We start from the raw sequence: 21,540 nt of genomic DNA, 5'->3' as shown, positions 1-21,540 counted from the left end.
AAAAATATGACATTAATCAACAGAACACATACTGAACGTATGAAATATAAGTGCCATATAAAATCAGCAAAACTGTCAAATTACTTGCGCTAAATCGTCACATTCCATCCATAGCATACAAAGCGAACTTACTGACCTAGTCCAGAAGGATGGAGACAATGAAAACTTTGCTAAGTCGTTCAATTACCGCACCAGCGGCAATCATTGCGGTAACACTCGCTACGCCAACAGTAGCGAAAGAAGCCGATATTGAATCTTTGGTAGCAGCAGCACAAAAAGAAGGGGCGGTTTACAGTGTGGGTATGCCTGACAGTTGGGCAAACTGGAAAGACACATGGGCTGATTTAAAGTCAAACTACAACCTTAAGCACCAAGACACGGATATGAGCTCGGCTCAAGAAATCGCAAAATTCGAAGCTGAGAAGAAAAACGCGACCGCAGACATTGGTGACGTAGGCTTTGCCTTCGCACGTGTAGCGGTTAAAAAAGGCGTCACTCAGCCATATAAACCAACAACTTGGAATGACATCCCAGATTGGGCAAAAGACGAAGATGGTCATTGGGCACTTGCTTACACTGGCACTATTTCTTTTATCTCCAACAATAACCTCGTAAAAGACGCGCCAAAAACGTGGGATGACCTATTAAAAGGCGACTACAAAGTGACCGTAGGTGACGTAGGCGTAGCAGCACAGGCAAACAACGCGGTTCTCGCCGCAGCGTTCGCCAACGGTGGGGACGAATCCAACCTCAAGCCTGCGCTCAAATTCTTTTCTGAACTCGCGAAGCAAGGTCGTCTTTCATTTACCGATCCGAACATCGCCAACCTAGAAAAAGGCGAAGTGGAAGTGGCGATCATGTGGGACTTCAATGCATTGAACTACCGCGACAAAATTGACCGCGACCGCTTTACAGTGAGCATTCCTCAAGATGGCTCTGTGATTTCTGGTTATACAACCATAATCAATAAATACGCGAAGAACCCTAATGCAGCAAAGCTTGCTCGTGAATACATCTTCAGCGATCAAGGGCAAATCAACTTAGCAGAAGGTTATGCGCGTCCAATCCGCACCAACATCACACTGCCTCAAGCAGTGCAAGACAAGCTAATTGCTAATGACCAATACAGCAATGTTCACCCAGTGACTGACTTCTCAGCTTGGGAAAAGTCCGCACGTAAGCTGCCACGTCAATGGCAAGAAAGTGTCTTAATCCACCAGCAATAAGAGTAAGTCGTTATGAGCAATAAGGTCATCCTTGTTGTTCTAGATGGACTGAACTATCAGGTAGCCCGTGATTGCATGGGCTACCTCAATGGTCTTCTAGAACAAAGTCGTTCCCAACAAGAAACTCGCGCAACGCTTTATCCTGTGCAGTGTGAGCTGCCCTCTATGTCTCGCCCACTTTATGAGTGCATTTTAACGGGCGTTCGCCCTGTAGAAAGCGGCATCGTAAACAACAATATCGTTCGTCTATCCAAATACGATTCCATTTTCAGTTTGGCAAAAGCCCAAGGAAAAGTGACCGCTGCGGCTGCCTACCACTGGGTAAGTGAGCTTTATAATCGCGCGCCATTTGAACCTGTTCGCGATCGTTTCACGCATGATGAAACCCTGAATATCCAGCACGGCTGCTTTTACCATTGGGATCATTATCCTGATGAAGCCTTGTTCCTGGACGCAGAGTATTTACGCCGCAACTATCAACCTGATTTCTTACTGATCCATCCGATGAATATCGACGATACAGGACATAAGTTTGGCCTAGACTCTCGCCAATACCGCAATTGTGCGCGAGGTGCAGACATTATTCTTTCCAACTACATCGATCAATGGCTTGCTGATGGGTATCAAATCATTGTGACCAGCGATCATGGCATGAACAACGATCTTTCTCACGGTGGGATTTTACCTGAAGAGCGAGAAGTTCCCCTGTTTGTCATTGGTGATAAGTTTACCCATCAAGATTGTCATATTAAGCAAACTGATATTTGTGGCACCGTTTGTCAATTGCTAAACCTTGACCACACGAAGCCATACACTCAGGAATTGTTAGCACTATGAGCAGTTCAGTCCTCTCCCCAAGCTCTAGCGAATCACGTTCAAATTTGGCAAGTACTTGGTTAAAGCGCTTTAAGCCAGCCATTTGGTTGGCGCCTTTCGCACTGTTTTTCTATCTATTTCAACTCGCACCGATGATTTGGGTACTGTTAAACAGCTTTATCTACGATGGCGAGTTTGCCTTCGATAACTACATTGAAGTGCTCGACTCCGCCTTTATGATGCAGGCGTTTGGCAACAGTTTGTGGTTAGCTGTATGGTCGAGCATTTTTGGCTTAGCCATTGCGACTCTGTTGGTCTCTTCTCTGCGCAGAGTCGATTCTAAAGTCCGCGACGGTGTGATTGCGTTTACGAACATGAGCAGCAACTTTGCAGGCGTACCTCTGTCATTCGCTTTTATTATTATTTTGGGCACCAATGGGGCGATTACCCTTTTTCTCAAGCAGTATGGCTTACTCGGTGATTTCGACCTTTATGGTAAATGGGGCCTGCTGGCCATTTACATCTACTTCCAAATCCCGCTGGCGGTGTTGTTGCTCTACCCTGCGTTCGACGCGTTGAGTGATGATTGGCAAGCTGCTGCTGCGCTACTGGGAGCCAAAACATCACAGTATTGGGCGAAAATCGCGCTGCCAGTGCTCTCACCAGCCTTATTCGGTACCTTTATTATCTTAATAGCCAACGCAATCGGCGCATATGCGAGTGTTTATGCGTTGACCTCCGGTAACTATAACGTCATCACCATTCGAATTGCGAGTCTGGTATCGGGAGACCTGTTCCTTGAACCTAATCTCGCCGCTGCAATTTCGGTGATTCTAATGGCGTTACTTGCCTTTATCACAGTGATTAACCAATGGCTCATTTCGAAAAGCTATGCAGGTAGGAAGTAGTCATGAACAACGTTAATACTCGATTCCATAAAACGGTGGTTTATTCCATTGCTGGGATCATGCTCATCCCGATTTTAGCGACCTTTGTCTATTCGCTTTCATCACGCTGGGGCGCCACGGTGCTTCCAGATGGTTTCACTTTTGATTGGTACGTTAAATTGCTGACCGACCCACGCTTTTTGCAAGCATTTGGGCGTTCGCTGTTTATTTGTATTGCTTCGCTAACCCTCAGTGTGATTCTAGTTCTGCCAGCGATATTCGTGGTGTTTTACTACTTTCCAAGGCTCGATAAGCTCATGAACGTATTGATTTTGCTACCATTCGCTGTACCACCAGTGGTGTCCTCCGTCGGCTTGCTTCAACTTTATGCTGACAGTGAAATCTCCCTTATCGGTACTCCTTGGATTCTAGTAGGTACTTACTTCACCATCGCGTTACCGTTCATGTATCGTGCGATTTCTAATAGCTTCGAAGCAATTAACCTTAACGATTTAATGGACGCTGCACACTTGCTAGGAGCAAGTACAACCAAAGCGTTTTTGATGGTCATTTTACCTAACCTCAAAAAAGGACTGATGGCATCGCTTTTCCTTTCATTTTCATTTCTATTGGGAGAGTTTGTGTTCGCCAATATTTTAGTCGGCACACGTTATGAAACCCTGCAAATCTACTTGTATAACATGCGTCAGACGAGCGGCCACTTTACGTCTGCCTTAGTGATGACCTACTTCCTATTTATTTTTTTACTGACTTGGTTGGCAAGTCGTTTCAGCCGAGGAGTCAAACAATGAGCTACGTAACAGCGAAAAATCTGACTAAACGTTTTGGTGATAACACCGCATTTGAGGACATTCACTTTAACATCGAGCAAGGTGAATTCATTACGCTTTTGGGCCCTAGCGGTTGTGGTAAATCGACACTACTTCGCAGCCTTGCTGGGCTTAACCCTGTCGATGGAGGCGAGATTTGGGTAAACGGAGAAGATATCACGCATCAAGTCCCGCAAGAGCGTGGTATTGGGATGGTCTTTCAATCGTATGCGCTGTTTCCCAATATGACCGTCGAAGGCAACATTGCATTTGGCTTAAAAATGAAAAAGCTTGCGAATGATGATATTCGACGTGAAGTGGCTAAAGTCATCAAACTGGTGGATCTGGCAGGTAAAGAAAAACACTATCCGCATCAACTTTCTGGCGGTCAGCGCCAGCGTGTCGCACTCGCTCGAGCGTTGGTGGTGAAACCTCGCATATTATTGCTTGATGAACCACTTTCTGCGCTTGATGCCAAAATCCGCAAACACCTTCGTCAGCAAATCCGAGATATTCAGAAAGAGATGAATCTCACCACTATCTTCGTAACTCATGACCAAGAAGAGGCGATGATTATGTCTGATCGTATCTTCCTAATGAGTAAAGGAGAAATTGTTCAAGCAGGAACACCTGAAGAAATTTATACTCATCCTGCTAACGAGTTTGTGGCCGGTTTCATGGGGCACTACAACCTTGTAGAGGCCAATAAAGCCAAGCAACTCTTCAACATTGATACCGAATGGAAAGTGGCGATTCGCCCAGAGTCTATATATGTAAAAGAGCAAGGTCGTCAATATGATAGCCACATCTCAGCGCCACAAGTAGGTACGATCACCAACCACCAGCTTCTAGGTAATGTTATTCGCTATCAAGTGAACGTTGAAGAGTGTGAGCTCACTGTTGACTTGCTTAACCGCTCTTCAGAACGCTTACTAGCGAATGGCAGCCAACTAGAGCTACTCTTTAACCTAAACGAAATTCAACCAGTGAGAGCCTAAACATGTCCAAACCTTTGTATGTTTTTGATATGGATGAAACCCTAATAAACGCTGACTGCGCAATGATTTGGAACGAGTTTATGGTTGAGAGAGACATCGCGACTGATCCTTTATTTATTAAGGAAGATCAGCGTCTAATGGCCTTGTACTCTGAAGGCAAAATGGACATGGAAGATTACCTAGCGTTCTCCATGAAGCCACTAGAAAACATGCCGATTGAAGAAGTAAACGCCTTGGTTGAAGAATGTGTTGAAAGCCATATTTTGCCTAAACAGTTCCCTCAAGCCAAAACCCTGATTGAGCAACTGTCTCGTGATGGTATAGATATGGTTATCATCTCTGCCAGCGTCACTTTTTTGGTGGAAGCCGTTGGTCGCCGTCTTAATATTCCAACCGCACTCGGAATTGATTTAATCGAGAAAAACAACCGTTATACTGCTGAAATCGACGGTATCCCGAGTTATCGTGAAGGCAAAGTCACGCGATTAAAACAGTGGCTAGAAAATCAGCCTGAGCCTTATTCCGAAATCCATTTCTATACCGATTCAATCAACGATTTACCGCTTTGTGAATACGCAAACTACGCTTATCTGGTAAATCCATGCCCACAACTAAAAGAACACGCCAACAGACCGAATTGGAGTGTGTTAAGTTGGGGGTGATCTAGCATCAAAAGGCCGTTCTTCCTAAGTAAATACTTTTCTATTTGTTCAAAGAGCAGTTCTTTCTGCTCTTTTTTACTTCTCTTCATCACAAATTAATCACTTGATTAAATACTGATTAATTTTTCACATGTCGCATGAGAAATCAGCGTCTTATAATTAATCAAATGTTTAATATTTTGAGAGAAGATTGTGACGGAAGCGCATCGAAGGGCGGGAAGACCCACAGATAATATCGACGCACGGGAAAAACTGATTTTCCACGCGCGCGAACTCTTCACCATTATGGCTTATGACAAGGTCTCTACTCGCCTAGTCGCGCAGAAAGCAGGCGTGAACGTGGCGATGATTCGTTACTACTTTGGCAACAAAGAAGGCTTGTTCGAGACCATGTTGCGCGAAACACTGTCACCGATGCAAAAGCAGATGCAGACGTTGGTATCCAACAGTAACGAGCAAAACTTTCTCGATCTAATGCGCACCTACTACCGCGAAATGATCAAGGTACCACAGTTCCCACGCTTAGTTGCCCAAGTTATGAATATGCCCCCATCGGAAACCCAACGCAAACTGCTCGAAAAAGTCTTCGCAGATATCAGCAAGCCAATGCAAGGCGTGATCTTTGATAAGTTGATCGACAGTGGCGTTTTACGAAAAGACGCCGACCCTAAACTTTGTCGCGTCTCTTACATCAGCTTGATGGTGTTTCCTTTTATGGCACCACCAGCACTGCTCGCCATTCATGGCATTGAACTTTCTGAAGCCTTCTTGAACCGATTATTCGAACACAACATACAACTGATGAAACATGGATTTTTAGACTCGGGCGACCAATATGAAAGTAAATAAAAAGCTGCTGTTCTTTCCTGCTCTTGCGGTGGGGGTCGTCATTCTGTTTTTGGCGATTAGCCTCAAACCAGATTTGCCCGTAAAACCCTCTGGAGATCGTGCACGGTTGGTCGAGACGATTCCACTTGAGCTAAAAGCCATTGCTCCAGTAGCCATAGGGTTTGGCAAGATCACCCCAAAAGTGGAATGGAAAGCGATAGCCGAAGTGACGGGTAAAGTGGTCTACCGCCATCCGCAACTGGAAAAAGGACAAGTGTTGCAAGCAGGGACAGAAATCTTGCGCATCGACCCGCTCGATTACGAGTTGAAACTGGTTCAAGCTCAAGCCGATCTCAAATCTGCCCAAACCTCTCTGGCTAAGCTGAACCAAGAAGAAGCGAATCTCAAAAGCACCCTCAAGATAGAAGCCAACCGTCTGGTTATCGCCAACAAAGAGTTAGACCGTAAGCAAAACCTACGTAAAAAAGGCCTAACGTCTCAATCGGATGTAGATCAGCAAGAGCAAAGCGCACTCTCTCAACGTAAGTTAGTACTGGATATTGAAAATCAAATTGGTTTGATGCCGGATGAGAAACGAGTCGCGGAAGCCCTAGTTAAAGTTAATGCATCAAAAGTGGATGAGGCCGAACGCTCGCTTGATAAGACCATCATCACGCTTCCTTACGATTTGCGTATTGCTGACGTAGAAATTGAGAAAAAGCAAGTGGTTAACCTCCAACAAACCATGGTGACAGGACATGGTATTGATGTCATGGAAGTGGAAGCTCAACTATCCATTCATGACATGCAAACTTTGGCGGCGAGCATCGGTGAGTTTGTCCGCGATGAATCTGGTATTCCACAACCTGATATGAATGCGATTCATGCCAACATTGAACTCAGCAGCGGTAACCTCTCTGCAAGCTGGCCTGCGAAAGTTGCACGCATCAGTGAAACGGTTGATCCAAGCCAAGCGACTGCCGGTGTGATTCTGGAAATTGAACAAGACTACCGTGCATTAAACCCAACGTCTGCGCCTCCATTGGTGAACGGCATGTTTGTGCGTGCCTTGATTGAGGGACAAGAGAACCCGAGTTGGGTCATCCCAGAGCGTGCGCTTCATGGCGATAAGATTTACCTGATGGGAGATGACAACCGTCTGCAAGTCGTCACGGTTGAAGTGTTATATCGTCGCAATAACCAAGTGGTGATCGATGGTGAACTAGAGCAAGGTCAGAAGCTGATCATCAACGATTTGCTGCCTGCGATTAACGGCATGCTATTGAAAGAGTCACCTGAACAGTCAGAAACGGCTATTGAGGAGTCTGATTCATGATCCGATTCTTCGCCAAGCATCCAACAGCAGCCAACTTGCTGATGCTAACGCTGCTGATATTGGGGATTTCTTCACTTTCCACGATTAAGCGTGAAACTTTTCCTGAGTTTGATCCGCCCTACATCCTAGCTGGTGTGGTTTACCCCGGCGCTTCCCCTCAAGAGGTAGAAGAGAGCATCTGTATCCGAATGGAAGATGCTGTCGATGGCCTTGCCAACATCAAAGAAACTCAGTGTGAAGCGATTGAGGGTTCTGCGCGTCTTATCTTAAAACTGAATGAAGAAGCCGACATCGGCCGCATGCTGGTTGATGTTCAAACCCAGATCAACTCGATAAACGACTTCCCACAAGAGATTGAATCTCCTGTGGTCCAAGAGCTCGATTTGAACGAGCCAGTTGTGGATGTCGCCATCACCGCAGATACCACATGGCCAGAGCTAAAAGCGTATGCCGAACAGCTTAAACGCACGTTAAAAATCGATTACGATGTCTCTTTGGTTGAAGTTGCTGGCTTCTCTGACCACCAATACCGAGTAGAGTTAGACACTCAAGCTATCCGACAACTTGGTTTGAGTGTTGGTGATATTGCGGACCAGATTGGTCGTCAAAACGTCAAGTTGCCAAGTGGTAATGTCGAAACGCCAGATAAGAACTTTCTGATCCGCTTTGACGAACGACGCGTGACGCCGGAAGAGCTTGAGACTATCGTCGTGGGCTCTGGTACAAATGGCTCAATCATCCGTCTAAGAGATATTTCGACGATTACCGACGGGTTTGAATTGGACGAACAGAAAGTCCTCTTCGATGGTCACCCTTCTGCCCTACTAAAAGTCAGCAAAAACAAAGAAGACGATGCACTGCGCATTAAAGAACGTGTTGCTCAATTTGTCGAAGAACAACAAGCCATCGCGCCAGACGGTGTGATGCTACAAATGACCAATGACCTTTCATCCGTGCTTTGGGATCGCCTGACCATGATGGTCAAAAACGGTTGGCAAGGTATCATTCTGGTCTTCGCCACCATGTGGTTGTTCTTTAGTTTTCGCTACTCTTTTTGGGTCGCAGCTGGTTTACCTGTTGCCTTCTTAGGTGGGTTATTTTTGATGGCGCAACTTGGCCTGTCCATCAACATCATGTCTTTGGTCGGGTTACTCATGGCCATCGGTATCATGATGGATGACGCCATCGTTATTGCCGAATCGATTGCCGCTCACCTCGACCGAGGAGAAGAGATCGATGATGCCGTGATAAAAGGAGTGAAAAAGGTACTGCCGGGGGTCATCTCTTCCTTTTTAACTACGGTGTGTATTTTCGGTAGCTTGTTATTTTTGCAAGGTGAAATGGGTGCGGTACTTAAAGCGGTTCCTCAAGTTCTGATCCTCGTACTGAGTTTAAGTTTGGTGGAAGCCTTCTTGATTCTACCTAACCACCTTTCTCACTCACTACACAAACAAAAGCAAGAGCGAAAAACACCGAAGTTCAAACAAAAGCTGCTCGCTTCTTTTGAAAACTTCCGCAACACCACCTTGGTCAACGCAGTGGATAAAGTGGTCGAGTATCGCTATGCCTTTATGGGTGGCGTGGTTGCCTTGCTTCTTATCTCCGCGGCCACGTTAGTAGGTGGTTTACTCAAGTTCCAACCCTTCCCTGAATTGGATGGCGACATTGCAGAAGCGCGTATTATTCTTCCTCCGGGTTCTTCTCTGTCTCAAACGGAAGCTGTCGTCGATAAGATCGTCGCTTCCGCTCAAAAGCTAGATAAAGAATGGACAGAGAAAGTGGAAGACGGCAATCCATTGGTTCTACACATTACCAGTCAATTCAACGCTAACGCCGACGCGAATGAATCTGGCCCTCACATTGCCACGGTACGTCTGGATTTGCTGGGCGCCGAGAGTCGTAACACACTCATCGATGAATTTATCGACGCATGGCGTGAAGACATTGGTGAACTTGCCGATCCTATCTCGCTGGTATTTAAACAACCGACCATGGGGCCGGGTGGACGAGCGATTGAAATTCGAGCGAAGCATGATGAACTGGATGCGCTCAAAGCCGCCTCTATCGACATTCAACAATACTTAAATGAGTTTGACGGTGTCCATGGCGTGTTGGATGACATGCGTATGGGTAAAGAAGAAGTCTTGGTAAAACTGCGTCCGGGCGCAGAAGCTTACGGGATTAACGGCCAACTCATCGCCAATCAATTGCGTGCAGCTTTCTTTGGCCAAACCGCAGACGAGATCCAAGTTGGGGTAGAAAACATTTCAATCGAAGTTCGCCTCGATAAAGCACAAGCCGGTGACTTACAGCAATTGGCAAACTTTCCGATTATCTTGTCCGATGGCAGTCAAATCCCCCTCGCAACCATTGCGACTTTGGATTTCCAACGTAATTACGTAAGAATCCAGCGCATTGATGGCTTGAGGACTGTGAGCGTATTCGGCGATATCAACAATACGAAAGCCAACTCAACCGCCATTATTCGTCAGTTCCAACAGGATGAGGCGCCAAAGCTTATGCAAAAGTATCCTGGTCTTCGCTTTGATTTTGAAGGCGAAGCCAAAGATACCGCTGAAACTGGCGCATCAATGGGTAAAGGCTTCTTGCTTGGTTTATTTGGCGTGTTTGCGATTCTGAGTTACCAATTCCGCAGTTATTTGGAACCATTCGTCGTCATGCTTGCGATTCCACTCGCCTTTATTGGCGTGGTATGGGGACACATCCTACTCGGTCACTCATTAAGTATGCCGAGTATGATGGGCTTTGTCTCACTAGCGGGGATTGTGGTGAATGACTCGATTCTGTTAGTTCAGTACATACGCCATCATGTCGATGAAGGGGATAATGTGCACGACTCAGTAGTCAAAGCCAGTCGGGAACGCTTTAGAGCAGTATTCCTGACATCAATGACCACTGCAGCAGGTTTGCTTCCGTTACTGACTGAAACCAGTTTGCAAGCACAGGTTATCCAACCACTGGTTATCTCTATCGTGTTTGGTATTTTCGCATCCACTCTGCTGGTGTTGTTTATGATCCCTGCTGCGTATGCCATTTTAGCTGACTTCGGCCTAGTCCATAAGCACGAAGAAATCTAAAACGACTGATAAGTAAACTTATCAAAATGCACAAGAGCGGCTTAGGTCGCTTTTTGTTCAATACCAATGCGTTAAAAAACACACAATCACTTAACAAACAGAGGGTTATTGTGTCTCATTAAGTGTGAATATGAACAGTTAAGGATTAAGTATGTTGAGTTTTATATAACCAAATCAAATAACCAACACAAGATTTATAATATGTCTTATTGTCAAAAACGGAATTTCACAGAGTAAAAATACACGCAGGCAACACATTCACAATTTAAACTCACGATAATGAAAACATTGATTGAAGAATTAACATTTTAACAATCATTACAACAATGTTAACTTTAGCCTCGTTGGTCGTGCTGGTGGTAAGCCTCTCACCAAGCCTATTGTCAGTTTTATATGGACGTTCGACCACCTCCAAAATGAATAGACACCCAATTTGGTGCCCTTTTTTCGCCCGTGAAAGCATTTTTCGCGGGCTTTTTTCTTTAAGTTAAGTATGAACGCTCTGGATCAACTTTTTTTTGTCAACCTTTCGGATTTGGAGGTAGTATGTGAATCAATAAGCGGAGACAGTGCTAGCAACTCTAAAACATTTTTTTCAAAGATTTCATCCGCGTGTCTTACCCAATCTAAAAACTTTTTTTGAGCAAACATAGGCTCGATTTCATATAAAAATTCAATACTAAAGTAAAACTCATTTTTGATAGGCAAATTGTACACTCTTCGATAGTCTTTTTTATACTCCAAATTTCCTTCTACATATTTTGAAAATGTATTTTCACCAATCTTGATATCTTGGCATTTGATTGGAGGGTAACCACGAAGAAACTCTCCTACAAGGAACTCTTCTTTCGCTCTCTTTTTTTCTTCGTTTATCGGGTCCATTCCCCAACGATGATTTGCGTACGCAATGGCATCATTCATCAACTCTGTATGATCACCTTTTCGAGAGCCGTCAGGTGACTCTACAGCATGATAAAAATCCACGTACTCTTTCTCTATAAATGAAGATAGTTCATTAACACTAGTAATATATTTATCTGAAGATTTAATCCTTAACCGAATATATAAACCACCTTGTTTATTGATTGGTAATAGTGGATTTATTATTTTATTTTGAAAAGAGAAATAAATCGTGGCCAATTTTATAAACTTTTCATGCCGCTCTACTTTTGAATCAATATTGAACCGTTGTAATTCAATAAAATCTTGGTATACATGACCTTCATATATGTTGTTCGGACACTCAAATGACAGCACTAAGTCATCTATCTGGAATACATTATGTAACAAGTTTGCAAAATCTGGTTTCCCTCTAAACCCATCTTTAAGGATTTTGATAAAATTCATATTTATATCTCTTGTTATTTAAATATGTATTGATATTTGTGATAAGCTCTCTACTAAATCCATTGGCTTTATATACGCCATGGCGTACAAAGGTAAATAGACATCCAATTTGATTCATTTTTCTCTCATGGCTACATACTTTGCTAGCTTTTCTTGACGCTGTGTTACTCTGTCTTAGTTTTTTCGTTCAATCCCTTTACCGCTTTGGCTATATACGAGTCGATGAGCGGAGACAAATCCAGTAATTCCAATACTTTTTTTTCAAAAGTTTCATCAGCACTTCTCACCCAATCTAAAAACTTTTGCTTAGCAAACATCGATTCGTACTTATACCAAAACTCGATGCTCAGGTAGAATTCATTTTTTATGGGTAAATTGTATACTCTTCGTAATTCACTCTTATACTTAATATTACCTTCTGAGTATTTTGAGTATTTGTTTTTTCCAACTTCAACTAGCTCACACTTTATTGGTGGATAACCACTTAAGAAACCTCTAATTAAATATTCTTCTTTTTCTCTTTTTCGGTCTTCACTTTCTGGAATTTCTCCCCATTGTTTATTAGCACGCTTAGTCAATTCTTTCATCAAGTCTGTATGATACCCCCTCATAGAGCCTTCACTTTGCTCCGGGGCATGATAAAATCATAATATTCTCTCTCTAAAAATGAGGACAATTGACTAATATTATCAATATCTTCTCCAGTAGATTTAACCCGTAGACTAATATATAATCCACCTTATTTGTTAATAGGAAATAAAGGGTTTAATATTTTCTTCTGAAACAAAAAATATACCGTAGCTAATTTTATAAACCTTTCATGCCTCTCTATTTTTGATTCAACATCGAACTGTTATAAATTAACAAGATCCTGGTATACATGTCCTTCATATATGTTGTTCGGACACTCAAATGACAGCACTAAGTCATCTATCTGGAACGCATTATGTAATAAGTCAGAGAAATCCGGCTTTCCTCTAAAACCATCTTTACACATTTTAATAAAACTCATATGTCTATCTCTTACTCTTCAAATATGCATCAATACCTTTAAACGAGAGCCTGCAATATGAGTTCTAATTCAAGTAAAGGTAAGCCACATACTAAGGTATTATGAAGGTCAAAAAGGAGATCGGATCTTTTCTAAATTTTAAATATCTAACATCACCTCCACTTTACTGAAATCTACACTTTTGAAAGTTACATCCGCTCCATCCAGCAATAGCTCATCAAACACGCCAACTATTGATAATAAGCTTGAGGATCTGATCTCCACCCATGAAATGAGAAACAAAAAAGCCAGCCTTAAAAGGCTGGCAAGTAGAGCAACAAGGTCAGTGCTTACTGCTAACTAACACCGAACTCGTATTGGATTCATTTTCGTCTGTTAGTCTCTTTTAGCGGCGTTTATGACTTGCTTGCTTTCTCTTTGTGGCACGTTACCTTTACTAACTGTTCTTGCTCATCTTTAATGTTTTTCACGATACGCTCATCACGTGCGTGAATGGCATCCATGTTCATTTGCTGAATATCTGCTATAGCTTCATGTTTCATCTCAGAAAAGTCCTGACGTAAATCTGAGCTCCACTCCTCTTTGTCTAAAGTGTTAGCAGCAGCGATTGGTGATGACATTACAGCAATAAGACTTAGAGTAGATAGAAATACGCTTTTCATAATAAGCTCCTTGAGGATTAGCAGTTAATTTTAATTACAATTTATATATTGCACATACGATGCCAACTTTTATTTTGTTATTTTTCAATAACTTAAATCATGAGCCATATTCAGCGTTATCTTCGTCTGGTAAATTTCGCTAACCAAGTGTCAAATTAACCATGCGAATTCAATACATTAAAAACATACATATTAGAAATGCTTTGTCAGGCAGTTTTCTCATCAGATAATTACGTAACTGCCCACTAAAAAATCGCTTTGAATCAAAATGCGGAAACAAAAAAGCAGCCCGAAGGCTGCTCCTAATCGTTAACATCAAGCTTGTTAACTCGATACGCTTGCTTCAACGCTCGACGTCACTGGCGACTTTCTGAAACGATTAATCAAACGATGGATAAACCTCTTAATCGATCTGAAAATATTTTTATTATCTTCAAGCATTAAATACAAACAAGGCACCAACACTAAAGTCAGAACCGTTGCGTACAACACCGCAAAGCCCAAAGCGACAGCCATCGGTATGACAAAACGCGCCTGCAAACTCGTTTCAAACATTATCGGCAATACACCCGCAAACGTCGTTATTGAGGTGAGCGTGATAGCTCGAAAACGAGCACAACCCGCCTCAACAACCGCTTGTTTGATGTTCATACCCTTTTCTCTCACTTGGTTTACGTAATCTGTCATAACCAGAGAGTCGTTGATAACCACGCCAGCAGCGGCGATCAAACCAAATGTCGACATCATACTGATGTCTAAACCTAGCCAGAAATGGCCCCAAATCGCCCCCGTCAGACTAAACGGAATGACGGACATTACAATCAAAGGTTGGGTATAACTTTTTAACGGTACAGCTAACAAGATGTAGACGATGATCATGCCTGCAATAAAGAACAAAATCTGTTCATTACGCTGCGCAGCCTGCTCTTCAATATCACCGCCCAATTCTGTTTTCACAGTTGGGAAGTCTTGCTTCATGTCCGGTAAGATATTGTCGTCAATGACCTTCACGATTTCTTGAGGTTCAACCAATTCTTCGTCTATCGAACCATAGACATAAACGGTTTGATACCCGCCTTCACGTCGAATGCTACTCACGCCCGGCTGCTCATTGATCTTCACCACATCACCCAACATGACCTTCTTACCTGCTGGTGTTGTAATCACGGCGTAACGCAATGATGAAAATGCTTCACGCGTCAGTTGCGGGTAACGCACCATAACTTTAATTTCTTCACCATCACGAATAATGCGCTGTGCTTCGCCACCATAAAAGCTGCCACCAACTTGCTCTGCGATCATGGTGAGATCCAGACCGAGATCGTACGCTACAGGCGCAAGAGACAAGAGTACTTCTTTGCTTCCAGAATCAATAGAAGATGAAATATCATATAACCCTTCTTCCTGCTGTAAACGCTCTATCAAGTAACGCCCAGCCTCGTTGAGCTCATTGATGTTAGAGCCAAACAACAAGTAGCCAAACTCATCTCTGTCACCACCACCCGCACTCTGCTCACGGATTTTGATGCTCTTCATACCTGGAATAACAGGCATAGCTTCACGCCAACGTCGAGCCAGTTCAAATGTATTGAACGGGCGTAACTCTTCATCAACCAAAGGTACTAATACACGACCTTCGGTGCGGCTTCTGTTGTACGACAGCACGTCACGAATCATTCCTTGACCATGTTCTGCAATGGTCTCAGATTCGATCTTTTGCATGACACGTTCAATAGTCTTGAGTGCACTGATTGTCTGCTCACTTGAAACGGTATCATTCATTTCAATAGTGATCGCAGGATAGTCGGTCGGCACTTTAGGGTTAGGGATCATCCGAACATAATTCGCGTTGATCAAAGCCGCGCTGATCAGCAGTAAACCACAGAACACCGCAAACACTGTCCAGCGCCAATGGGTGCATGTTGTTACAAAGTTACGATACGGACCGTTTACAAAGCCGAAGAAACGTTGGTTGAAACGATCTCGCCATCCACCAGGTTTGACTGGTTTAAAATGGGTATGCGCAAGGTGTGCAGGAAGGATCAGCTTCGATTCAATCAAACTGAAGATCAAACAAAGAATCACGACCCCCGCGATGCCATAAAAGAAGGCACTATCAATACCGCTAGACAACAAGAAAGGGGCAAACACAGCAATTGTGGTTAACACACCGAAAGTGGCTGGTGTGGCAACACGTTTTACACCACGAACCACGTTTTCGACGCCACCACCTTTTTCTTCAATTTCGCTGTAAGCGCTCTCTCCCATCACGATGGCGTCATCCACCACAATTCCGAGCACCATGATGAAAGCGAACAGCGAGACGATGTTCACTGTAATACCCAAAGCTGGCATCATCATCACCGCACCAAGGAAACACACTGGTAAGCCGATCATTACCCACATAGCCAAGCGGAAACGTAGGAAAATGGTCAGCATAATCGCGACTAATGCAGCGCCTTGCAGCAAGTTTTTCAACATCATGTCGAGACGCCCATTTAAATAATAAGTCGTATCAACTAAGACTTTGAGCTTAACATCCTGCGGCAATGTCTTGTTTTTTGCTTCAATATAGTTACGAACGGACTGTGCAACAGGGATAATGTTCTGGTCACGAGTTGCTTCAACAGACATGTAGATCGCATTTTGCCCTGAGTATTCAAAATAGCGCTCTTCTTCCGTAAAGCCATCTTTTATCGTGGCAATATCTTGCAACAGAACCTTTGCTCCATTTGCGCCAAGCTTTACTGGAATATTTCTAAACTCATCACCACGGTAGTATTGGTTTTCAATCCTTACTGCAATCATCCCTGAATTTGTTTTTACTTCGCCCGCAGAAAAGTTAGCTGAATAACGGCTGATCGCGCTGCTGATATCGCTCAACGTCAGGTCGTATTTACGAAGAACAAGTGGGTCAACTTCAATCGCTATTTCTTCTTCTGGCGCACTCAGATACACCAGCATGACGTTTTCTAACTGAAGTAATTCATCTTCGATTTGCTTAGCAAGCGGTTTAAGCTCCTCGAGCGGTCGGTCCCCAACTAACCCCATTTCGATTACATCTTGGCGCCATTCAACTTGGTAGACATTGATTGGTTCCATACCCGCTGGTAAGTTAGACAAGGTATCAATACGTTGGTTTACATCATCTAAGACACGCTTGATATCGGCATTAACGTCTACCTCGATGGAAACATACGCGCTACCTCTAGAGGCCGTTGAGACTGCTTTTTTAATCCCGGTGACGTCTTTAATCGATTCCTCGACCTTAACGAGAATACTCTCTTCTATCTCTTGAGGAGAAGCGCCAGGATAAGTCGCACGAACATCAATGTAGTTCACCTCAATATTCGGAAACATCTGCCTTTGAATAAAGAGAAAACTCACCACACCCATGATAATGATGAACACCATCAAAAGGTTGGCAGCGACGGGGTTATTCGCAAAATAGGCAATTAAGCCCTTTTGTTTAGTATCTTCCATGACAAACTCCTACTTACTGTACGACGGTTTCGGAGTCGTCACTCTTTTTTGCGATTTGTACCGCCATGCCTTTTTGAGGGTACTCGGGCAAGGTCAGTACCAACTTATCACTTTGCTCTAAGCCTTCGCCCACCAGCAAAAACTCACCTTCTGCTCTCAAAACCGTGACAGTTCTGGGTTGAAGTTGATTATCGCCATTCACCACCCACACGGTACGGTTTTTAACTAATTCCTGTGGCAAGCGGTAGATGTGCTTAAGTTCCTTACCAGTGAAGCTCACTTCAACGTAGGAGCCGAATTTGATTGGAGGCTGCTGGTTATCGACACCGTATGGGTCCGCGATTTGAATGACCATGTTAATCATTCGGGTAGCGCTATCAATCATGCCTAAATCACGAACTACTCGACCTTCTCTAGTGGTAGAAAACACACCTTGCTGCGTCACTGTCGCAGTGAGTTCACCAATGGATTCGGGTAAAAATGCACTATCAAAACCGGCAATGGGTACGTGCACCTCTGCCACTTCGATGTTGTTTAACGTGGCAACTCGAGAACCAGATGTAACAAATTGACCAACACCAATATCACGCTCAACAACCAGCGCATCGTAAGGTGCAACGACTTTGCAATTTTCTAACTCTCTTTTTGCTCGTTTGAGTGCCGCTTGAGCCGACTTTACTTGCGCTTGTGCGCTCAAAACGTGAGGCTTGCGTAAATACAGATCCGTCACTTGCTTATCGCTCAGTCTCTTTGCCTGACGTTTTGCCACTTCGGCTTTCGCTTGTTCCTCAATCAAGTTTGCGAGTGCACTAGCTAAATCGGCTTCAGCTTGTAAAACCGACGCTTCATAGTTGTCACTTTCAATTGTGAAAAGAACCTCTCCTCGTTTTACGATGCCACCCGTCACAAAATTCGGGTGCCAACTCGTAACTTCACCACTAACTTGCGCGGAAAGGTGTGTTTTTTCAAAAGGGACTAATTCACCGTGACTGGTAATCACCACTTTGTGATCAGTAGGAAAAAGAGAAGAAGCCTGAACAGTAGGTTCTGTAATTGCATCTTTGGTTGACTCTTTTTCCGGCGCAGTTGCGGCAATTGCAGCATATCCTGCATAAGAGCCTCCAACGACGACGAAGGGTAAAAGCCAACGTAATATGGGTTTTGCTAACATCGAAAATCCTTTTTTATTGTTGTTTTCAACACCACACTTTTATTCAGTCCATTGCTCCCGGTAAGCATGGTGGTGAGAGAATTGAATTTGAATAAACATCAAAGCGGCGCTTGCCTAGTCTTTTAAGCAGCGAACTAGATAGTTATTGCCAATTCAAAGTTAATAAAATTAACAAAAAATTAACCAACTGCGCAAGTTGCTCTGACTTAACTTTTATTCTAAATGGCAAATGACATGCCAAGCATTTATTTATTAAAAATCATATGGTTATATAAAAATCATTATTTTATCCAGTGCGCTATTGGTCATAATCACCAGATATTAGTGATTATGACCAATACGGCCATAATGATAATTAAAATAAATGATTATCTGCGCTTTAAAAGTTGAACTTAGTTCAGGCTCTATGGCAATTCATCGATTAATCGCTCGTTATCAAACGGTTCTGGGTGCATGTGGCGTCAGCTTAAGTCTATAATTTGGAGTAGGTAACACTCTGTAAGACAAGGAAATGTGCTTTGTTACAAACGCTCGCCAAGTTGCTCTTCCCCTCGCTGCTCACTATTTTATCGGCATGCTCATCCGTATCGTTGAATGACGCCAGTGAAAAGTCCACCAGCTTTCAGCTCGGTTATCAAAAGGATTCTGTTCTTGCGCAGTACTTTGAAGCTTACGGGAGAGACCCCAAGTCCATAACTGGCTTTGCACCGTTAAATCAGGGACACGATGCCCTTCTTGCTCGAACCTCTTTGATCGAGTCCGCCCAGAAAAGCCTTGACCTTCAATACTATATTTACCGTGGTGACGAAACGAGTCAGCTAATAACGTGGCGCTTGTATGAAGCGGCAAAGCGTGGTGTTCGAGTAAGACTGTTGCTTGACGATATGCAAAAGCGAAACGACGATGTGATGGCAGCCCTCAATGCACATCCTAATATAGAAATCCGCTTATTTAACCCGCATCAGTATCGCGACTCCCGTTGGTTCGCTCTTGCTAGCGATTTTGAACGCCTTAATCGTCGTATGCACAATAAGTCTCTGATTGCAGACAGTGTTTCCGCCATTGTCGGAGGTAGAAATATCGGCAATGAATACTTCTCTTTTGAATCGCAAGTTGAGTTTGGTGATTTTGATCTTCTGCTCTATGGTGAGGCGGTACAACAAACTGCCGATCAGTTCGACCTCTACTGGAATAGCGCCTATTCGATACCAATGGAATGGATTACACCGAATTCACAGCAAATTACCGACCAAGCGATTCAAAAGCAGGTCAATAAACTCCGGTTAGAGGAAAAGTTTTCAACCGGCCGCTATGACTTCACTCAACTGGATATGTACCAAGATCTAAAACAAGGCAAACTCAAGCTCTACTGGGGAGAAGCGAAAGTATGGTTTGACCTGCCCGATAAAGTCGCGACCCGAGAGAGCCAACTTATTGATAATTTAACGGAACTGGTTAAAAGTGTTGAGGATTCATTTGTGCTCATTTCTCCCTATTTCGTTCCAACTGAAGCAGGTACTCAAGCATTAAGTAACGCGGCCAAGCGAGGCGTTGATATCACGATTGTGACCAATAGCCTCGCGTCTAACGATGTGTTTGCCGTGCATGGTTGGTACGCAAAATATCGAAAAGATCTACTCGAAGCTGGAATCAAGCTTTGGGAAGTAAAAGCGAGCGCGAAACTCAAAAGTAAGTGGAGCCTCACGGGGAGTAGCAGAGCAAGTTTACACGCTAAAGCAATGACAATTGATAACAAAACACTTTTCGTTGGTTCGATGAACTGGGACCCACGTTCGGCCGCTTTGAATACCGAAATGGCCGTTGTTATCGAACAGCCAGAATATGTGCAAATGTTTCTAGAACAACTGCCAAATCAACTGTCGAGTAACGCCTACGCCTTAACTCTGCGCGACGGGGACATTGTCTGGACCGACGTAAAAACAGGCGAAGAATACGACTCCGAACCAGAAGCAGGAGTATGGCGAAAAATGGGCGCTTGGTTCTCCGGAATATTACCGATTGAAGATCAGCTATAACAGCTGCCAATACTGCAAACCTCCCCAGTCAAGCAAAACAAAATGGACGCTAGTTTTGGGCAGGGGACACAACCAACATAAGGAAGTTCAATGCCAGCGCAATGGAATGAATACTATCAGAAAATTTTAAGCCAACCTCACCGCCCAAACGTGGAAAATGCCCTGAACCTACTTAAGATAGAAGGCAAAGTCGCTCTCGATATTGGCTGCGGAATAGGTCGAGACAGCCACTTTCTCCTCGAACAGGGATTTAAGGTTCACGCATGTGATAGCAATGAAAATGCAGTAAAAACTTGTTTAACACGCTTTGAAGGTAATAAACGATTTTCGGTTTCGCAGTGCTGTTTTACTGAATTTAATTACCCTAAGTGCAGCTTGGTTATCGCAAATGCCAGTTTGTTCTTTTGCCCTGACACAGGCTTCAAACAAGTCTGGACAAAAATAGACAGCGCATTACAACCGGGCGGTATCTTCTCCGGCGATTTCTTGGGAGTGAAAGACTCCTGGGTTACCTCCGAAATGCACCCAAACATTACCGCATTAACAAAAAAGGAAGTGGAAAGCTTATTCGAAGGTTACGACCTCATTTCATTGCATGAAAGAGATGAAGACGGGACCACTGTAGTAGGAAGCCAAAAACATTGGCACATGTTTAGTGTGACCGCTCGAAAGCGCTAAAAATGGTCTCTCAGTAAAGAAAGCAGCACTTCAAATCAGTGCTGCTATCAGAGATTAATTGACGGGATACACCACTTCAAAACGCTCTAAAACCAGCGTACGTTTCTCATGCCAATCGATGTTCAACTCATCGCATTCAGCTTTAAAAAATGCAGTATGAGCATCACGCCACCAGTTTAAGGTTCTATCACCTTCGCCTTCTGCGAAGGCAAACTCTGCGGTTACATCCTCATATTTGCATGTACTTACGTCAGTAATTCGTATCACGCAAACCGGGTCCCCATCCCAATTCGTCACTACTTGTAAATGACCGACTTGGGGCATGATTTCACCATGCTCTCGATACCAAAGCTCCAAACTGCACGATGCAGTTTAATAAGATGGTACGCCCCACACCTGCACTACACTCAGCTATGTCGCTGAATATTGGGAGGTGCCATCATGTCGGCAATCAAAGTTATTGGAATCGA

The 21,540-nt window shown here is 43.8% G+C and carries 16 protein-coding genes and 1 pseudogene; 11 read left to right on the top strand and 6 right to left on the bottom strand.

From position 1 onward, the window contains the following. Positions 1 to 158 precede the first annotated feature (158 nt). The 9 genes from IQP38_RS18975 (at position 159) to IQP38_RS18935 (ending at position 10,681) form a co-directional block, all read left to right on the top strand. Positions 159 to 1,226, top strand: coding sequence for an ABC transporter substrate-binding protein (locus tag IQP38_RS18975; protein WP_005373851.1), 1,068 nt, complete (start codon positions 159 to 161; stop codon positions 1,224 to 1,226). A gap of 12 nt (positions 1,227 to 1,238) precedes the next feature. Beyond that, complete coding sequence (locus tag IQP38_RS18970; protein ID WP_064369403.1) at positions 1,239 to 2,063, top strand: alkaline phosphatase family protein; 825 nt, start codon at positions 1,239 to 1,241, stop codon at positions 2,061 to 2,063. Continuing rightward, a complete protein-coding gene (locus IQP38_RS18965) occupies positions 2,060 to 2,950 on the top strand; it encodes an ABC transporter permease (protein WP_193837907.1) in 891 nt (296 codons plus the stop codon). The genes IQP38_RS18970 and IQP38_RS18965 overlap by 4 nt, the downstream gene beginning before the upstream one ends. A 2-nt stretch (positions 2,951 to 2,952) precedes the next feature. Then, positions 2,953 to 3,741, top strand: coding sequence for an ABC transporter permease (locus tag IQP38_RS18960; RefSeq protein ID WP_158173378.1), 789 nt, complete (start codon positions 2,953 to 2,955; stop codon positions 3,739 to 3,741). Further along, entirely contained in the window at positions 3,738 to 4,757 is a 1,020-nt protein-coding gene (locus IQP38_RS18955) for an ABC transporter ATP-binding protein (protein ID WP_193837906.1), read from the top strand. Before IQP38_RS18960 ends, IQP38_RS18955 begins: the two co-directional genes overlap by 4 nt. A 2-nt stretch (positions 4,758 to 4,759) precedes the next feature. Further along, positions 4,760 to 5,419 (top strand): HAD family hydrolase, encoded by a 660-nt coding sequence (locus IQP38_RS18950; RefSeq protein ID WP_005387091.1) that lies wholly within the window; start codon positions 4,760 to 4,762, stop codon positions 5,417 to 5,419. Positions 5,420 to 5,611: 192 nt separating this feature from the next. Further along, complete coding sequence (locus tag IQP38_RS18945; protein WP_193837905.1) at positions 5,612 to 6,268, top strand: TetR/AcrR family transcriptional regulator; 657 nt, start codon at positions 5,612 to 5,614, stop codon at positions 6,266 to 6,268. After that, positions 6,255 to 7,583, top strand: a complete 1,329-nt coding sequence (locus IQP38_RS18940) for an efflux RND transporter periplasmic adaptor subunit (RefSeq protein WP_053349324.1) — start codon at positions 6,255 to 6,257, stop codon at positions 7,581 to 7,583. Before IQP38_RS18945 ends, IQP38_RS18940 begins: the two co-directional genes overlap by 14 nt. Next, positions 7,580 to 10,681 (top strand): efflux RND transporter permease subunit, encoded by a 3,102-nt coding sequence (locus IQP38_RS18935; RefSeq protein WP_193837904.1) that lies wholly within the window; start codon positions 7,580 to 7,582, stop codon positions 10,679 to 10,681. Before IQP38_RS18940 ends, IQP38_RS18935 begins: the two co-directional genes overlap by 4 nt. 507 nt (positions 10,682 to 11,188) lie before the next feature. Here the strand turns inward: IQP38_RS18935 and IQP38_RS18930 are convergent. The 5 genes from IQP38_RS18930 to IQP38_RS18910 form a co-directional block, all read right to left on the bottom strand. After that, positions 11,189 to 12,028: a DNAase gene (locus tag IQP38_RS18930; protein WP_193837903.1), complete on the bottom strand. Its 840-nt coding sequence runs from the start codon at positions 12,026 to 12,028 to the stop codon at positions 11,189 to 11,191. A 164-nt stretch (positions 12,029 to 12,192) separates the two neighbouring features. Continuing rightward, positions 12,193 to 12,615, bottom strand: coding sequence for a hypothetical protein (locus IQP38_RS26965; protein WP_228013703.1), 423 nt, complete (start codon positions 12,613 to 12,615; stop codon positions 12,193 to 12,195). Positions 12,616 to 13,435: 820 nt separating this feature from the next. After that, positions 13,436 to 13,702 carry a hypothetical protein gene (locus tag IQP38_RS18920; protein WP_005373876.1) on the bottom strand — a complete coding sequence of 89 codons (267 nt, stop codon included), beginning with the start codon at positions 13,700 to 13,702 and terminating at the stop codon, positions 13,436 to 13,438. A gap of 324 nt (positions 13,703 to 14,026) precedes the next feature. Continuing rightward, positions 14,027 to 17,185, bottom strand: coding sequence for an efflux RND transporter permease subunit (locus IQP38_RS18915; RefSeq protein WP_193837902.1), 3,159 nt, complete (start codon positions 17,183 to 17,185; stop codon positions 14,027 to 14,029). 13 nt (positions 17,186 to 17,198) lie between these two features. After that, positions 17,199 to 18,356 (bottom strand): efflux RND transporter periplasmic adaptor subunit, encoded by a 1,158-nt coding sequence (locus tag IQP38_RS18910; RefSeq protein ID WP_193837901.1) that lies wholly within the window; start codon positions 18,354 to 18,356, stop codon positions 17,199 to 17,201. A gap of 518 nt (positions 18,357 to 18,874) precedes the next feature. Between IQP38_RS18910 and IQP38_RS18905 the strand changes: the two genes are divergently transcribed. Next, complete coding sequence (locus IQP38_RS18905) at positions 18,875 to 20,392, top strand: phospholipase D family protein (protein WP_054576161.1); 1,518 nt, start codon at positions 18,875 to 18,877, stop codon at positions 20,390 to 20,392. Between the two features lie 90 nt (positions 20,393 to 20,482). Then, positions 20,483 to 21,070 (top strand): class I SAM-dependent methyltransferase, encoded by a 588-nt coding sequence (locus IQP38_RS18900; protein WP_017635142.1) that lies wholly within the window; start codon positions 20,483 to 20,485, stop codon positions 21,068 to 21,070. A gap of 54 nt (positions 21,071 to 21,124) precedes the next feature. On the opposite strand, the pseudogene IQP38_RS18895 reads toward IQP38_RS18900, so the two are convergent. Next, positions 21,125 to 21,442, bottom strand: a pseudogene (locus IQP38_RS18895) (ASCH domain-containing protein); the annotation flags it as partial. Positions 21,443 to 21,540 lie beyond the last annotated feature (98 nt).

This window comes from Vibrio sp. OPT41 (assembly GCF_015163595.1).
Taxonomy (GTDB): domain Bacteria; phylum Pseudomonadota; class Gammaproteobacteria; order Enterobacterales; family Vibrionaceae; genus Vibrio; species Vibrio alginolyticus.
The sequence above is the reverse complement of the archived record's forward strand: the minus strand, read 5'-3'. Positions and strand labels throughout refer to the sequence as shown.

Coding starts and splice junctions, on each gene's coding strand:
- IQP38_RS18960 (WP_158173378.1), top strand. CDS start 2,953: ATGAACAACGTTAATACTCGATTCCATAAAACGGTGGTTTATTCCATT.
- IQP38_RS18940 (WP_053349324.1), top strand. CDS start 6,255: ATGAAAGTAAATAAAAAGCTGCTGTTCTTTCCTGCTCTTGCGGTGGGG.
- IQP38_RS18970 (WP_064369403.1), top strand. CDS start 1,239: ATGAGCAATAAGGTCATCCTTGTTGTTCTAGATGGACTGAACTATCAG.
- IQP38_RS18965 (WP_193837907.1), top strand. CDS start 2,060: ATGAGCAGTTCAGTCCTCTCCCCAAGCTCTAGCGAATCACGTTCAAAT.
- IQP38_RS18910 (WP_193837901.1), bottom strand. CDS start 18,356: ATGTTAGCAAAACCCATATTACGTTGGCTTTTACCCTTCGTCGTCGTT.
- IQP38_RS18975 (WP_005373851.1), top strand. CDS start 159: ATGAAAACTTTGCTAAGTCGTTCAATTACCGCACCAGCGGCAATCATT.
- IQP38_RS18930 (WP_193837903.1), bottom strand. CDS start 12,028: ATGAATTTTATCAAAATCCTTAAAGATGGGTTTAGAGGGAAACCAGAT.
- IQP38_RS18920 (WP_005373876.1), bottom strand. CDS start 13,702: ATGAAAAGCGTATTTCTATCTACTCTAAGTCTTATTGCTGTAATGTCA.
- IQP38_RS26965 (WP_228013703.1), bottom strand. CDS start 12,615: ATGAAAGAATTGACTAAGCGTGCTAATAAACAATGGGGAGAAATTCCA.
- IQP38_RS18950 (WP_005387091.1), top strand. CDS start 4,760: ATGTCCAAACCTTTGTATGTTTTTGATATGGATGAAACCCTAATAAAC.
- IQP38_RS18935 (WP_193837904.1), top strand. CDS start 7,580: ATGATCCGATTCTTCGCCAAGCATCCAACAGCAGCCAACTTGCTGATG.
- IQP38_RS18955 (WP_193837906.1), top strand. CDS start 3,738: ATGAGCTACGTAACAGCGAAAAATCTGACTAAACGTTTTGGTGATAAC.
- IQP38_RS18900 (WP_017635142.1), top strand. CDS start 20,483: ATGCCAGCGCAATGGAATGAATACTATCAGAAAATTTTAAGCCAACCT.
- IQP38_RS18915 (WP_193837902.1), bottom strand. CDS start 17,185: ATGGAAGATACTAAACAAAAGGGCTTAATTGCCTATTTTGCGAATAAC.